Origin of the sequence: Micromonospora phaseoli (assembly GCF_900109115.1) — a bacterium.
Classification (GTDB): Bacteria; Actinomycetota; Actinomycetes; order Mycobacteriales; family Micromonosporaceae; genus Micromonospora; species Micromonospora phaseoli.
Window position 1 is genome coordinate 196570 of record NZ_FNYV01000003.1, and the last position, 14532, is coordinate 211101.

Sequence of the window (14532 nt, forward strand, 5' to 3'; positions counted from 1 at the left end):
GAGCCCCGGCATTTCACCCGCAAGCCCGGGGCCGCCGCGACCAGGACGGCACGCCCGCGAGGTCATCTCGCCGGCCGCGCCAGGACCGCCCGGCCGCCTCACTCGCGCCTCACCTGACCGGGACGCAACGATCAGGTGCCCGTGACGCTCCAGACGCAATGATTCGACGGCATCCGCAACACTCAGTGGTGGATTCTGCTCATCCGGGCCGCATACCGTTGAGCAACGGCGCCAGCCCGTGGGCCGACGGTGGCCGGGCGCGCGGAGACCCTGGGAGCAGGACAATGACGATGGACGCCACCCGCCAGCGCTTTCTGATGTGCCGGCCGACGTACTTCGCCGTCGACTACGCGATCAACCCGTGGATGGACCCGAGCGCCCCGGTCGACACCGACCTCGCCGTCCGGCAGTGGGAGCGGCTGCGCCAGGTCTACCTGGACCTGGGCCACACCGTCGAGGAGATCGCCCCGTTGCCGGGCCTGCCCGACATGGTCTTCGCCGCCAACGGTGGCACCGTCATCGACGGCCGGGCGATGGCCGTGCAGTTCCGCGACCCGCAGCGCGCCGACGAGGCCCCTGCCTACCGCGCCTGGTTCGAAGGCGCCGGCTTCGAGATGTACGACCCGAAGCACGTAAACGAGGGTGAGGGCGACGTCCTGCTGGCCGGCGACCACCTGCTCGCCGGCACCGGATTCCGCACCGCGCACGCCTCGCACGCCCAACTCCAGGAGGTCTTCGGCTATCCGGTGATCACCATGCAGCTGGTCGACCCGCGGTTCTACCACCTGGACACCGCGCTGAGCGTGCTCGACGAGCGGACCGTGGCGTACCTGCCGGAGGCGTTCTCGCCCGGCAGTCAGGCCGTGCTGCGCCGGCTCTTCCCGGACGCGGTGCACGCCACCATGGCCGATGCCGAGGTGCTCGGTCTCAACGCGGTCAGCGATGGCCGGCACGTGGTGCTGCCCGAGCAGGCCACCGGCCTGGCCGCCAAGCTGCGCGACCGGGGCTACGAGACGATCGGCGTCGACCTGTCCGAGCTGCGTCGGGCCGGCGGTGGCCCGAAGTGCTGCACGTTGCGACTCCGTCAGGGAAAGGCTAGCCAGTGATCGAGGACATGCTCCGGACTCCCGCCGCGATGCAGGACGCGGAGCGCCACACCGCGCACAACTACCACCCGCTGCCGGTGGTGATCTCCTCCGCCGAGGGCGCCTGGGTGACCGATGTGGACGGCCGGCGTTACCTCGACTGCCTGGCCGGCTACTCGGCGCTCAACTTCGGGCACCGGCACCCGACCCTGATCGCCACCGCGCACGCCCAGCTCGACAGGCTGACGCTGACCAGCCGGGCGTTCGTCCACGACCAGTTTGCCGACTTCTGCCGCGAACTCGCGGCGCTCTGCGGCAAGGACCTGGTGCTGCCGATGAACACCGGGGCCGAGGCCGTGGAGACCGGCGTCAAGGTGGCTCGCAAGTGGGGCTACCAGGTCAAGGGCGTACCGGCCGGGCAGGCCAACATCGTGGTCGCGGAGGGCAACTTCCACGGGCGTACGACCACCATCGTCAGCTTCTCCACCGACTCCGACGCGCGGGCTGACTTCGGGCCGTACACCCCCGGTTTCCGAATCGTCCCCTACGGCGACCTGGCCGCGCTTGCCGAGGCGATCGACGAGCACACCGTCGCGGTGCTGCTGGAGCCGATCCAGGGCGAGCAGGGCGTGGTGGTGCCGCCGGAGGGCTACCTGCCCGGCGTACGCCGGCTCTGCACCGAGAGCAACGTGCTGTTCATCGCCGACGAGATCCAGTCCGGTCTGGGCCGCACCGGCGCCACCTTCGCCTGCGAGCAGGAAGGCGTCGTGCCGGACATGTACCTGCTGGGCAAGGCGCTCGGCGGCGGCATCGTGCCGGTCTCCGCGGTGGCCGCCGACGCTGATGTGCTCGGTGTGCTCAAGCCGGGTCAGCACGGCTCCACCTTCGGCGGCAACCCGCTGGCCTGCGCGGTGGCCACCGAGGTGGTCCGGCTGCTGGCCACCGGCGAGTTCCAGCACCGCTCCGCCGAGTTGGGCGAACGGCTGCACGCCGGCCTGCGCGCGCTGATCGGCAAGGGCCTGGTGGCCGTACGCGGCCGAGGGCTCTGGGCCGGCCTGGACATCGACCCGGCACTGATGAGCGGCCGGGTGGCCTGCGAGCGGCTGATGGAGCGGGGCGTGCTGGCCAAGGACACGCACGGCTCGACCATCCGCCTCGCCCCACCGCTGGTGATCACCGCCGAGGAGGTCGACCACGCGGTGGCACAGCTGGCCGCTGTGCTGGCCGACTGACCAGCCGTACCGCTTCTGCGGGCGCCGGGACCACGGTCCCGGCGCCCGCACTCGTACCGGAGCTCAGCGGGGCAGGCGCATGGCCATCGTCGGCGCCTCGGACATTACGGAGTCGGGGTTGTACGACGCACCCGCCGGGAACTCGCTCGGGCGGCCGACCTGGACCCCCGGGTACAGCTCCACCATGTCGCCGGCCCCGAGGACCCGGGACTGCTGCGGGGCCAGCGGGACCCGGTCCGCCTCCGCCATCGAGCCCGCCGGTCGTACGCCGGAGCCGTTGGTGCTGATGTCGGTGGCGACGACGTCGCCACCGCGCAGCTCCAACCTCAGGTGGCTGCGGCTGATCCAGCGCCGGGCCTCGTCGTTGAGCCACTGACCCAGCATGATCGCACCGGAGCCGTCCGGGGCTCGACCGATCACCGCTGACTGCTCCTCGGTGAGCACGAATCGGCGGCGGATCAGGCCCCCGACGCGTACCGCGAGGACCTCGCTGCGGGGCCGGGGACCGGCGTCCCGCAGCCGCGAACCGTGCCGAGGGCAGGTCGGCACTCCGTTACGAAGCGACGGTGGCGGCTGCCCGGTCGGCGCGCGATCCACCAGGGCCAGGTCCGCGAAGGCGCCGCCACCGCCGGCACCACCGAAGAGGGTGCAGCCCGACTCCGGGCAGCGCCACTCACGGGCCAGCAGCTTGGCACCGGCCGGCGACGGCGGCCCGGCCACCGGCGTGTGGCCGCCGCCGACGTGTGCGATGAAGACCGGCCCGCCGGCACCCGGCACCGGCGCGAGGACCCGGCCCGGCTGCTCCACCAGCCAGGGAAACCGCCCCCGCAGGCCGTCGAAGCGAACCCGGCTGAGCACCGGCAGGCCGAGCAGGTCGGCCACCTCCAGCATCCGGTCACCGGGGTTGTCGAGCACCTCGACCAGGCCGTCGTCGGCCCAGCGACGGACCACCATCCGCTCGTTGGAGGTGAGGTCAGCGTCGGAGAGCATGCCCCGGTGCACCACCGCGTAGACCGGGACGGTGTCCTCCTCCAGGCTGCGGGCCAGCGCGTCGATGACCATGCCGAGCCGCAGCGAACTGGCCGGACGCCCACCGTCGAGGTCCTGGTAGCGGATGACCTCCGCGAGGTCGAGCACCGCGCGGGCCAACTGTGGGTCGGTGCAGACCCGCCCCTCGATGGCGTCCAGCACCTTGCTGATCTCGAACCTCATCGGGTGCCCTCCACGATCTCGTCGATCCGACGGGCCAGGTCCATGTCCCGCATGGTGACGCCGCCGGCCGAATGGGTTACGCAGCGGAAGGTCACCGTGCGCCACCGAATGTCGATGTCCGGGTGATGATCCAGCTCCTCGGCGGTAACCGCGACCCGGTCGACCACCGCGACGGCGTCGGGAAAGCTGGCCAGCTCCACGGTGCGGATGATCCCGGCGGGGTCCCCCGACCAGCCCGCCAGCCCACCCAGCTCGTCTCGCACCGCCTCGGCGGTGAGCACCTCTGCCATGGCCAGACCCTACCGCTGCCCCCCAGGACCACGACCACCCGCAGAGCGCCCCACCGCTCTGGATCTTGTCAGCTCATCTGGCTGACGGTGGAACGCAACTGACGCAGGTCGCGGCGGCGGCGCTCGTAGGTGGCCGCCAGGCCGATCAGCGCCAACCCGGCGGCGGCCAGGAAGACCCACCGGGGCAGCAGGTCCCAGCTGCGCACCAGCTCGTGCAGGGCGAGCAGGGTCAGCGTCACCCCACCGAGCAGCACCGGCGCCTGCCAACGGCGGACCGCACCGAGCAGCGTCGCGGCGAGCGCGGCGGTGCCGAGCAGCAACCGCCGCCACGGTTGCGGATCGGGGCCGAAGAGCACGGCGGCCAGGCTGGGCAGCAGCACGGCGGCCAGGCCGGGGCCGAGCGCGAGCCAACTGGTCAACCCCGGGCGGGTACGCAACGCCGCCACACCCGCGCCGAGCCCCACCAACGCCAGCGGCACCGTGTACGCCTCCAGCACGGTCACCCCGCCGGTCAGCAGCAGCAGCCAGACGGCCAGCACTTCGCTGCCACCGGCGATGCCGGCGAAGAACCACCGCTGCCCGGCCGACTCGCCCCGGCGCAGCAGCCGCACCCCGACCGCGGCGCCCCAGAGCACGCAGATCGTCGCGGCGTGCCGGGCTGCGCCGACGGTGAGCAGCAGCGCGAGCAGCGCAACCGCCTGCGCGGCGGCGTCCAGCACCCGGTTCGACAGCACCGCCGACCGCAGCCCGGAGGGCACCGGCCCGGAGGGCACCGGCCCGGGGGGCACCGCCGCCATCGGCGCGGAGGGCACCTGCGGCGCGGTCCGCCGGCTGGCGGGCAGCGTCGCGGCGAGCGCGAGGGCGAGCACCGCGACGCCGAGCACCGCGAACGCCGCGATCCGCAGCGGCAGCCCGCCGGCCAGCGGGGCGGCGATCGCGAACCCGGTGGCCGCCGCGAGCGCGACCAGCCAGCCGGTCACGCGTACCGCCGAGTGACGGGCGGCCACCGCGGCCACGGTCGCCGTCACCACCAGCAGGCCCAGCCCGGCGAGGGTGCCGGCCCGGGTGGCCTGCAGGTTGAGCAGGCCCGCGACGGCCAGCAGCAGCCCGACGGACATACCGGCGGCAACGAACGACACCCGGGTGGGCAGCAGCGCGATGGTCAGCAGCAGGGCCACACCGGCGAGCAGCGCCGCAGCCGGCACCACCGGCCACGGCACGGCGGCGGCGACCAGCAGCACCGGGCCGGCGGCCGCCAGGAACGGCAGCACCACCGCGGCCACCCGCCAACCCTGCGCGCCAGCGCCGAACCGACCGCCAGCGCCGGCTGGCACCTGCGCATTGTCCGCGCGGACGGTCGGCCAGGCGGCGAGGACCGCCGCCACGGCCAGCACGGCCAGCGCCAGACCCACCACCGGCGCGTCCGGCGACGGCTGGGTGGTCGGGGCACCGGACCACAGCGCGGGTGGCGGTCCGTACGGCGTCAGCAGCGCCGTCACGACCACCGGCAGGGCCGCCAGCGCCGCCACGGCGGTCAGCCCCAGCCCGACCACCGGCAGCGCCGCCGCCGGACGGGTCCGGAACCCGGCCAGCGCGATCAGTAGCGCCGCCACCGCCGCGTAGACCGTCACCGGCTCGTCGCCCGGTACGGCCGGCGGCGAGAGGCCGGTCAGCACGGCCACCACGGCGAGCCCGGTCGCGGCGTACCCGATCAGGTCGGGCCAGGCTCGGCGCAGCGCGAGCAGTGCGACCGCCGGCAGCGCGACGGCGGCCAGCGCGGCCCGGGCCTGCCACCACGGCGGGGCTCCGGCACCGATCAGGGCGACCGCCGCGCCGGCCGGCACCACGAGCACCGCGGCGGTCAACCCGCAACCGGCCACGGCACGCTGCACCGCGCCGCCACGCCGGCCGGCCACGGCCGCCCCGAGGCCGACGCCCAGGATCACCGCGCAGGCCGCACCCGCGCCGGCCGGGCCGGCCAGCCCGACCAGCAGCCCGTGCCCGAGCAGCGCGGCACCGGCCAACGCCGAGGCCAGCACCGCCGATCCGCGTACCGCCGGGCGGGCCACCGCGGCGGCCACCAGGACGGCCCCCACCGCCAGGTCGACGGCGAGCACGGCCGGCCACGGCGCGGCCCAGGCCACCGGCACCGCCAGCGCGGTCGCGGCGAGGCCCGCCGCGGCGACCGCCGGCCGGGCCGAGCGGGGCAGCAACCAGGCCACCGCCGCCGAGGTCAGCGCCACCACCACCGGCAGCTGCCAACCCCAGGCGTACGCCGGCCCCGCCGTGGCCCCCCGCCACGGCGGCAGCGACCGCCCCACGGCGGCGCCGGCCAGCACCACCCCCGCCAGTGCCGTCAGCAGCCCCCCGCCGCCGGCAACCAGCAGCGCCCCGACCCGTGGACCGGCCCGCCAGCCGGCCGGCAGCAGCCGTACCGCGCCGGCCAGCGCCACCGCGACCAGCCCGACCACCAGCAGCCACACCGACGCGCGCAGCTCCACCGCCGGGCGGATCACCGCAGCGGCCAGCACCGGCACCAGCGCGCCGGCCGCCACCGCCCGCGCCGGCTCGCCGCCGGTGAGCAGCGCCGCGCCGAGCACGGTCAGCGCCACCAGCAGCATCGGCGTGCCGGCCAGCAGCGGTACGCCGCCCGCCCGACCGACCAGCAGCGGCACGATCGCGCAGCCCGCCGCGAGCACCAGCGCGCCGGCGAACCCGGTCCAGGCCAGGACCTGGCCGGCCAGCGGTACCGCCGGAGTCGTCGTCGTGGCCCCCTCGCCCGCGACGTCTCCACGGCGCCGCCGCAGCCGCACCACCACCGCCAGGTCGACCAGCGCGACCCCGACGAAGACGATGGCCCACCCGGCCGGCTCCGGACGGGCCGGCGCGGCGAGCAACGGCAGTACCGGCTGCACGGCCAGCAGCGCGGCGAACCACGGCACGGCCAACCGGCTGAGCCGGGCGTACCCGAGGGCGACCGCCGCGCAGCCGGCCGAGACGAGCGCGGCGTAGCGGCTGCCCGGCCAGGCGGTCACCCCGAGCAGGTCCACCGTCCAGGCGGCGTACCCGTCGAGGAGCACCAGCAGCAGCCCGACGGCGGCGAAGGTCTCGGCGGTGCCGCGCAGCCCCCGCCGGCGGGCGATCAGCGGCACGGCGAGCAGCAGCGCGGTGAACGCCAGCAGGATCAGCGCCCGGCCGGCCACCCCGACCGATGACCAGGCCACCGCCGTGAAGACCGTCGCCGCGGTGCCGAGCAGCAACCCGCCGATGACGAAGAGCAGTCCCTGCACGGTCCGCGTCGAGGTTTCGGCCCCGCCCGGCCGGGCCGGGGTGGGGACGGGCTGCCACCCGGCGACCGGCGCGGGTGCGGCGGAAACCGATCCGCCGGGCGCCGGTGCGGCGCCGACCGGCATCGGTGGCACCGCGCCGGGTCGCACGGGCGCGCCGGCCGCCGGCGGCTGACTGGGACCGGATGGCGTCGCCTTGGCGGCTGCCGGGAACTCCGCCCGAACGGCGGTGGCCAGCTCGCCCCGCCGCTGCCGGACCGCCGCCAGCCGACCGGCCAGCCCCTCGTACGCCTGCCGAGCCCGCTCCACCTCGCCGCCGAGCGCCACGATCTCCCGGTCGAGCCGGATCACTTCCGCCGCAGCCGGGTGCGGTGGCCGGCCGCAGCCGGTGCAGCCGGAGGAGAGAGTCGCCGGTGCGCCGCAGGCCGGGCAGGGGTAGCCGTTGTCCACGGGGTCATCCTCGACGGTGGCACACCGCCCGCACCAGAGTGTGCGTACTCAGGGCCGGGTGTGCTCGAAGACCCAGGTGGCGTATTCGGGGTGGCCGCAGTCCACCCGGCTGACCAGGATCTCCGGCACCTGGTACGGGTGGCTGACCCGCAGGTGCTCCACCAGCGCGTCGACCCGGTCCGGTGCGGTCTTGAACTGCACCGACCATTCGGTGCTGCTCTCCACTCCCGACCGCCACCAGTATGTGCTCTCCACCTGGCCGCCCACCTGCGCGCAGGCCGCGAGCCGCCCGGCCACCGCGGCGGCGGCCAGCAGATCGGCGACCGATCGCGCGTCGACCACCGTCGTCACCACGCAGATCTGCTCCACCTGCGAACTCTACGTCGCACCGTTGTGGTTTGCCGCGACCCACTCGTCTATCCGACTCCACCAGTCGTAGAGCCAGTCGATCCGCTGCTGCGGGTCGTCCGGGATCTCCTCGGGGGGCACCGACCAGAACCGCATCACGAGTTGCTTGTCCATCGGCAACTCCCGCCACACGTCGGTGATGGTGAGCATCCGGTCCAGACCGGTGTGGGCGACGAAGATGACGCCGGCGTCCGGGGCGGCGTCCAGCGCCGCCAGCACCCCGCCGGGCTGCGGCGCGAGCACGTGCCGCATGGTCTCCGCCTTCAACGCCATCCGCTCGTGTCCCCGGTCGCGCAGCCTTGCGATGGCCCGCAGCCGGCGCGTCGGCGTGAAGTTGCCGCCCTCGGGGAAGATCACGAAGGCGTCGTTTTCGTCCAGGCCGGTGGCGAGGTGGCCGACCTGCTCGACGAGCGACCCACGCCCGTCGGAGCCGGGCGCGATGAACCGGCTCGGCAGCCGGTTGAGCAGCACGTCGATCGCCGGATCCCACTGGAGGGTGTCCTTGAGCACGATCCGTGGCTCGCGCCGGAACCAGTTCACCAGGGCGTGGATCAGGATGAACGAGTCGCCCGGGCCGGCATGCCGACACAGCACCAGCTCCGGCCGGCCGGGCAACGCGGTGTCCGGGTCGGTGCCGACCACGTCGATGCTCAGGTGCAGCGTCCACCGCGCCTGCCAGAAGAGCACCCGCAGGAACCAGCCCGCCAGCACGTAGTGGGCGCGCTGGAAGGCCGGCGAGTTGACCCGCCAGCCGAATCCGGAACCGACCCAGAGCCCGAAGAGACAGAGCAGTGCCGCCGCGTCCCAGATCAGGTAGAAGCAGCCGATCCAGAGCAGCCGCAGCGGCCGCAGGTGCCCCGGGACGAACGGGGACGCGGCCAGCGTCAGCAGGGCCCACACCGGCACCGTGGACACCAGCAGGATCGCCAGCAGGACCACGCCGGGCGCCAGCAGCAGTCGGCGGAGCCATCGGGGCGGTAACGGCATCAGCGCTCCAGGTTCGCCAGATAGTGCCGGGACGCCGAGTAGGCGCGGCTGATCCGTCGCCCCACCGCGGCCATGTCCCGGTAGGCCCAAGGGGTGTCGTCGCGCGGTTCCAGCCCTCCGGTCGGCAGCACGTGCACCTCCACCCCGTCGGGCAGGGCGGCCATCTCCCGAGCGAACCGGTGCCGGCGGGCGATCTCGAACGCGACCTGGGCGATCTCCCAGGGCCGCCGGGGCGGGGCCAGCGCCCGTTCGATCCGACCCACCTGGAGTACGAAGATGCGGCTGGCGCCGGCAGCGACCGCCTCCCCGATCGGGATCGAGTTGACGATGCCGCCGTCGACGTAGTGCTGGTCGCCGATCCGGGCCGGCGGCAGCAGCCCCGGCACCGAGGCGGAGGCGAGCACGGCCGGCACCACCAGCCCGCTGACGAACCAGTGCTCGGCGGCCCGCTCGATGTTCGCCGCACAGCACCGGAACGGGACCGCCAGGTCGGCGAAGGTGGTCTCCGCGCCCAGCTCGCTCTCCAGCAGCTTGCGCAGCGGCCGGGGCGAGTGCAGGTGCGTACGGGCGGCGAAGCGCCGCAGCTGCCGGGCCACCGAGTCGCCGTACACCTCGCTTGCCTCCGGCGAGGCCCAGAGCCGTACCAGCCGGTCGGTCACCGCCTCGGACGGGTCGGCGGCGACCAGCGCGCCGTTCACCGCCCCGATCGACGTGCCGAGCACGATGTCCGGTCGGATCCCGGCCCGGAACAGGGCGCGCAACATGCCCACCTCGACCGCGCCCAGGACACCGCCGCCCCCGAGCACGAAAGCCACCGGTCCGTGCGCCATGTCGTTCATCCTGGCACGCCCGCGCCCAGCGGACCCGTCCGCGCTTCCCGCCCTCGGTATCGAGCGGGTCGACCCGATCGAAGGGCACGCATGGTTTCCGGGGCGGCACCCGCCGCGCGCGGGCCCGTTGACAGGGAGGGAACATTCGCGCAACCTGATACCGCTTCCACCGGAGAGGCAGGTGCGACCCGTGAAGCCAGCACTGCAGCCCGGCCGGTTGCTGGCCACCCGATACCGGCTGATCGACCAGATCGGCGCGGGCGGCATGTCGGTGATCTGGCGAGCCCACGACGAGGTGCTCGACCGGGTGGTGGCACTGAAGGTGCTCGCCCCGTCGCTGGCCGCCGACGTCCGGTTCCGCGACATGGTCCGCGAGGAGGCCCGAGCCGCCGCGCAGCTCGTCCACCCGAACGTCACCTCGGTGCACGACTACGGCGAGACGGTCTCGCCGGACGGCTCCATCACCTCGTTCGTGGTGATGGAGCTGCTCTCCGGTGAGGAGTTGGAGTTCCGGCTCACCGAGGGACCGCTGCCGTGGCCCGAGGCGGTGCAGGTCGGCGTTCAGGTCGCCGACGCGCTCGCCGCCGCCCATCGGCTGGGCATCGTGCACCGGGACGTCACCACCGCCAACGTGATGATGACGCAGGTTGGCGCGAAGGTGCTCGACTTCGGCATCGCCACCCGGATCGGCGCACCCGACGACGACGAGGACGGCGCCACCTTCGGCACCCCCGCGTACGTCGCACCCGAACGGCTTGACGGCGCACCGGCCCAGCCGGCGACCGACGTCTACTCGCTGGGGGTGTTGCTGCACGAGACACTGACCGGCCGGGTGCCGTATCCGGCGGACACCTGGGACGAACTCAGCGCCGCACTGGCCACCGGCGTACCGCCCACCCTCACCGAGGTACCGGGCCTGCCGCCGGTGGTGGCCGAGATCTGCCTGCGCTGCCTGTCCCGCGACCCGGCCGACCGGCCGACCGCCCGACAGGTGGCCACTGTGCTGCGTGACCAGATGCTGCCCGCCGATCCGCAGGCCAGCACTATGCTCGCCCCGACCATCACCCTTCCCGCGGTGGAAACCGCCCGGGCCACGGCCGCCGTGGGCCCCGCCTCGACCGCGACCGCCTCGACCGCGACTCGCTCGGCCACCGCAACCAAAGCATCAGACCCCGCCGCGAGCTCGGACGGGGCCATCGGCGGCCCGGACGGAACCATGGGTGGCCCGGACGGAACCGAGGGGGGCACGGACGGAACCGACGGCGGACGGCGCAGGCGGCGTCCGGTGCTCGTCGCAGCGGGCGTCGCGGTGTTGATCGGGGCGGCCCTGACGGTGTCTGCGCTGCTGCCGGACGACAACTCCTCGCCGCACACGCTGCCGAGCACCGGTCCGACGGCGACCGGCGGGCCGGCCCTGCCGGACGCCACCCCGAGCGTGCAGCCGTCCGTGGCGTCGCCGAGCGCGTCACCCCAACCGCCGGCGGCGACCGCCGTACCGAGCCCGCCCGGCACCGGGGACACCCTGATCGAGGCTGCGAACCGGTTGGAAGCGGTGATCGGTGCCGGGCTCGCCGACGGCGGCATCCGCGACGATGTCGGCGTCGACCTGCGCAACGAGCTGCGCAACCTCACCCAGGCAGTGGCCGGCGGGGAGGGCGAGCTGGGTCCTGGGGTGGCCCGGTTGCGGGAGAAGGTCGCCACCCGGCTGAGCGAGGACGGGCTGAGCCCGGCGTACGCCCGACAGTTGGACGCGGCGATCACCGCGCTCGGCGCCGCGCAGGTCTGACGGCGCGGCCCAGCTCAGGCGGGTCTGACCCGGGCCGGTTCACACACCGCCGTTCTCGGTGTCGCGGCGACCAGGAACCGCCGGTACACCGCCTCGTACTCGGCGGCCATCCGTTCCACGGAGAAGGTCCGGGCCACATGCGCCACGCAGTCCGCCGGGTCGAGGCCGGCCGTGGCCCGCAACGCCGCCGGCAACTCGTCCGGCCGCTCGCAGATCAGCCCGGTCACCCCGGGGCGGACCAGTTCCGGCACCGCGCCCCGGTTCAACGCCACCACGGGCGTCCCGGAGGCCATCGCCTCCAGCATCACGATGCCGAACGGCTCCTCCCACTGGATCGGCATCACCAGGCAGCGCGCCTCGGCCAGCAGCAGCAGCACGGTCTCCCGGTCGGCGTCGAGCACGACCCGGACGTCCGGTCCGAGCAGCGGTCTGATCACCTCGTGGTAGTAGCGCCGCTCGGCGGGTTCGCTGCACTTGCCGGCCAGCACCAGCGGCAGGCCGGCCGCTCGGCAGGCGCGGATGGCCAGCTCCGGCCCCTTGTCCGGGCTGAACCGGGCCAGCCACAGCACCGGCCCGTGGCCGGAGGTGTTCTTACGCGGGAAGTCGCCGACATCCATCGCGTTGTGCACGGTGCCGACCCAGGGCAGGTGAGGGTTCAGCCCGCGCTGGGCATGCGAGATCGCCACCAGGCCGACTCCCCGGTCGGTGTCGCTGAGCACCGTGCCGTACTCGCCCACCGGGTTACCGTGCACGGTCGCCACGGTGGGCACCTGCCGCCGCCCCGCGACCAGCGGGCCGATCGTGGTGTGGTCGTGCACGATGTCGAAGTCCACGGCGCTGACCAGGTGGTTCACCCGGGCCAGGTGGGCCAGTTCGGGAAGGGCCTCACCGAGCCGGTCGTACTGCAGCTCGTCGAGCGTGGCGAGATAGTCGCCGGAGGTGCCGTGCGCCTCACCGGCGCCCATCAGCGTCACCGCGTGCCCCCGGACGACCAGGGCGTCCACCAGCCCGGCCACGACCTGCTCCAGCCCTCCGTAACCCGGTGGCGGCACCGACAGCCAGGGCGGCACCACCATCGCGATCCGCAACCGGCCATCCCGCGGAACGTTGTCGGCCACGTGCCCCTCCCCGTCGCTCTCCGGTGGCGTCGGACCCGATCCGCCGTACGGCAGGCGGGTCAGAGCGTCTTCCCGGTCCCGACAGGGGCAAACCACCCCGGGAGGCCGCCGACCGGCGGGATGAGCCGGGTTCACCCGGATCGGGTGAACCCGGAAAGGAGGAAGGGCGGCGGGTGGTGCGGCCAACCCCCTTGGCCGCACCGCCCGCCGCCCCGGAGGGAGGAAGCAGGTTCTTCGTTACGACGCTTCGAGGAGCGTCACGGTTGCCGTCGCTTCGGCACCATTTCGCTGGTACGTCACCTCGACCTGGTCACCGACCTTGCCGGCCTGTACGGCGGCGACCAGGTCGCTGGAGTCATTGATCACCTTGTCGCCGAACCGGGTGATCACATCGCCCTGTTGCAGTCCGGCCCGCTCGGCGGCGCTACCCGGATTCACCGCACCGACCAGCGCGCCGCCGTCGGGCGCGGCGTTCACGCTCACCCCGAGCGTCGGGTGGCTGATCTTCTCGCCCCGCTGGAGCTTGTCCGCGACGTCCTTGGCCTTGTTGCTCGGGATGGCGAAGCCCACCCCGATGTTGCCGGTGTTGCCCTGCCCAGCGGTGGCGATCGCGGTGTTGATGCCGATCACCTCACCCCGGGTGTTGACCAGTGCACCGCCGGAGTTGCCCGGGTTGATCGGGGCGTCGGTCTGCAGCAGCCCCGAGATCGAGCTGACCGCCTGGCCGGGGAGCTGCTGTCCGCTACCGGCCTGGATGGTGCGGTCCCGGGCGCTGAGAATGCCCGCGGTGACCGAGCCCTGCAGCCCCAACGGGCTGCCCAGGGCGAGCACCTGGTCGCCGACCTGCATCGCGTCGCTGTCGCCGAAGGTGGCCGGCTGGAGATCACTCAGACCGTTCGCCTTCAGCACCGCGAGGTCGGTCTTCGGGTCGGTGCCGACGAGCTGGGCCTCGGCATTGGTGCCGTCGGCGAAGATCACCCGGACGGTGTCACCGCCCCCCGCGACCACATGGTTGTTGGTCAGCACGTAGCCGTCGGCGCTGAGGACCACACCGGACCCCTCACCGCTGCCGGTGCTGATGGAGACGACGCTGTCCTGCACCGACGCGGCGATGCGCGGCAGATCGGCGCCGTCGATGACCGGCGCGGCGCTGTAGGTGCGGGTGATCCCACCACCGTCGTTCACGGCGAGGGCCAGCGCGCCGCCGGCGACACCACTGCCGAGCATCAGCGCGAACACCGCGACGCCGGCACCGGCCAGCTTGGCGATCCGGCCGGGACGCAGCCCGCCCGACGGGGCAGGCCCCCACGGCGCCGGCTGCCCCGGATAGCCGCCGGGCGACCCGGGCGACTGCGCCGGGTATCCCGGGTACCCCGGGTGCGATGTCGGCTGCGCGCCGGGGGCGCTCGGTGCGCCGGTCGACTGTGCGCCGCTCCAGTTGGGCTGCTGGCCCGGGTACCAGGGCGGGCCCGGATGACGCGGGCCGGGCTGGCCAGGGTGCCCGGACTGGTATGGGTACTGGTGCGGATACTGGTGCCCGCCGGCCGGCGCCCAGGTGGCCTGCCCGGAGACCGGCTGCGACGGCGGGGGCGAGCCCGCGACGGGCAGGCCCTGCCGGGTCGGCTCGTCCGGGCCGCCGGCACCGGACGCCGGCGAGTCGACGGCACTGACCGCAACGGTCGGTGCCTCGGCGGTGGGGGTGGCACCGGACGCCGGAGTGGACGGGGAGTCGGACCGCGCGTAATCGGCGCGGGACAGCTCGGGTTGCGACGGCTCGGCGTCGGTGGGGGCCGGCCGGCGCGGGTCGGACTCGTACTCGGTCATGTCCCTACCTTCTCCCATCGCTC

The 14532-nt window shown here is 74.2% G+C and carries 11 protein-coding genes; 3 read left to right on the forward strand and 8 right to left on the reverse strand.

Going from position 1 to position 14532, the window contains the following annotated elements:
* The first annotated feature begins 290 nt into the window (after positions 1-290).
* Positions 291-1106: a dimethylargininase gene (gene ddaH, locus BMY89_RS09205; RefSeq protein WP_175510331.1), complete on the forward strand. Its 816-nt coding sequence runs from the start codon at positions 291-293 to the stop codon at positions 1104-1106.
* Complete coding sequence (rocD, locus tag BMY89_RS09210; protein WP_175510332.1) at positions 1103-2317, forward strand: ornithine--oxo-acid transaminase; 1215 nt, start codon at positions 1103-1105, stop codon at positions 2315-2317. The genes ddaH and rocD overlap by 4 nt, the downstream gene beginning before the upstream one ends.
* Before the next feature lie 63 nt (positions 2318-2380).
* Here the strand turns inward: rocD and BMY89_RS09215 are convergent, their stop codons facing one another.
* The 6 genes from BMY89_RS09215 to BMY89_RS09240 all read right to left on the reverse strand — a co-directional run bounded on the left by BMY89_RS09215 (position 2381) and on the right by BMY89_RS09240 (position 9781).
* Entirely contained in the window at positions 2381-3529 is a 1149-nt protein-coding gene (locus BMY89_RS09215; protein WP_092378027.1) for an FHA domain-containing protein, read from the reverse strand.
* Positions 3526-3819: a 4a-hydroxytetrahydrobiopterin dehydratase gene (locus tag BMY89_RS09220; RefSeq protein WP_092378029.1), complete on the reverse strand. Its 294-nt coding sequence runs from the start codon at positions 3817-3819 to the stop codon at positions 3526-3528. The genes BMY89_RS09215 and BMY89_RS09220 overlap by 4 nt, the downstream gene beginning before the upstream one ends.
* A gap of 68 nt (positions 3820-3887) precedes the next feature.
* Positions 3888-7556, reverse strand: a complete 3669-nt coding sequence (locus BMY89_RS09225; protein ID WP_092378032.1) for an SCO7613 C-terminal domain-containing membrane protein — start codon at positions 7554-7556, stop codon at positions 3888-3890.
* Between the two features lie 48 nt (positions 7557-7604).
* On the reverse strand, positions 7605-7925 hold the full coding sequence (gene cutA, locus BMY89_RS09230) for a divalent-cation tolerance protein CutA (protein WP_092378034.1): 321 nt from the start codon (positions 7923-7925) through the stop codon (positions 7605-7607).
* Positions 7926-7934: 9 nt separating this feature from the next.
* Positions 7935-8951 (reverse strand): 1-acyl-sn-glycerol-3-phosphate acyltransferase, encoded by a 1017-nt coding sequence (locus tag BMY89_RS09235; RefSeq protein ID WP_092378037.1) that lies wholly within the window; start codon positions 8949-8951, stop codon positions 7935-7937.
* Positions 8951-9781 carry a patatin-like phospholipase family protein gene (locus tag BMY89_RS09240; protein ID WP_092378040.1) on the reverse strand — a complete coding sequence of 277 codons (831 nt, stop codon included), beginning with the start codon at positions 9779-9781 and terminating at the stop codon, positions 8951-8953. The genes BMY89_RS09235 and BMY89_RS09240 overlap by 1 nt, the downstream gene beginning before the upstream one ends.
* Before the next feature lie 190 nt (positions 9782-9971).
* Here BMY89_RS09240 and BMY89_RS09245 point away from each other — a divergent pair, with 190 nt between their 5' ends.
* On the forward strand, positions 9972-11567 hold the full coding sequence (locus BMY89_RS09245) for a serine/threonine-protein kinase (protein WP_232521154.1): 1596 nt from the start codon (positions 9972-9974) through the stop codon (positions 11565-11567).
* A 14-nt stretch (positions 11568-11581) separates the two neighbouring features.
* Here BMY89_RS09245 and BMY89_RS09250 read toward each other — a convergent pair whose 3' ends face one another.
* Complete coding sequence (locus BMY89_RS09250) at positions 11582-12643, reverse strand: glycosyltransferase family 4 protein (RefSeq protein ID WP_092379186.1); 1062 nt, start codon at positions 12641-12643, stop codon at positions 11582-11584.
* Between the two features lie 279 nt (positions 12644-12922).
* Positions 12923-14509, reverse strand: coding sequence for a trypsin-like peptidase domain-containing protein (locus BMY89_RS09255; RefSeq protein WP_092378044.1), 1587 nt, complete (start codon positions 14507-14509; stop codon positions 12923-12925).
* Positions 14510-14532: the final 23 nt, after the last annotated feature.

What these genes read in the sequence shown, in the direction of transcription:
- BMY89_RS09250 (WP_092379186.1), bottom strand. Translation starts at nt 12,643, where the DNA reads ATGGTGGTGCCGCCCTGGCTGTCGGTGCCGCCACCGGGTTACGGAGGG.
- BMY89_RS09235 (WP_092378037.1), bottom strand. Translation starts at nt 8,951, where the DNA reads ATGCCGTTACCGCCCCGATGGCTCCGCCGACTGCTGCTGGCGCCCGGC.
- ddaH (WP_175510331.1), top strand. Translation starts at nt 291, where the DNA reads ATGGACGCCACCCGCCAGCGCTTTCTGATGTGCCGGCCGACGTACTTC.
- BMY89_RS09220 (WP_092378029.1), bottom strand. Translation starts at nt 3,819, where the DNA reads ATGGCAGAGGTGCTCACCGCCGAGGCGGTGCGAGACGAGCTGGGTGGG.
- BMY89_RS09215 (WP_092378027.1), bottom strand. Translation starts at nt 3,529, where the DNA reads ATGAGGTTCGAGATCAGCAAGGTGCTGGACGCCATCGAGGGGCGGGTC.
- BMY89_RS09255 (WP_092378044.1), bottom strand. Translation starts at nt 14,509, where the DNA reads ATGACCGAGTACGAGTCCGACCCGCGCCGGCCGGCCCCCACCGACGCC.
- BMY89_RS09240 (WP_092378040.1), bottom strand. Translation starts at nt 9,781, where the DNA reads ATGGCGCACGGACCGGTGGCTTTCGTGCTCGGGGGCGGCGGTGTCCTG.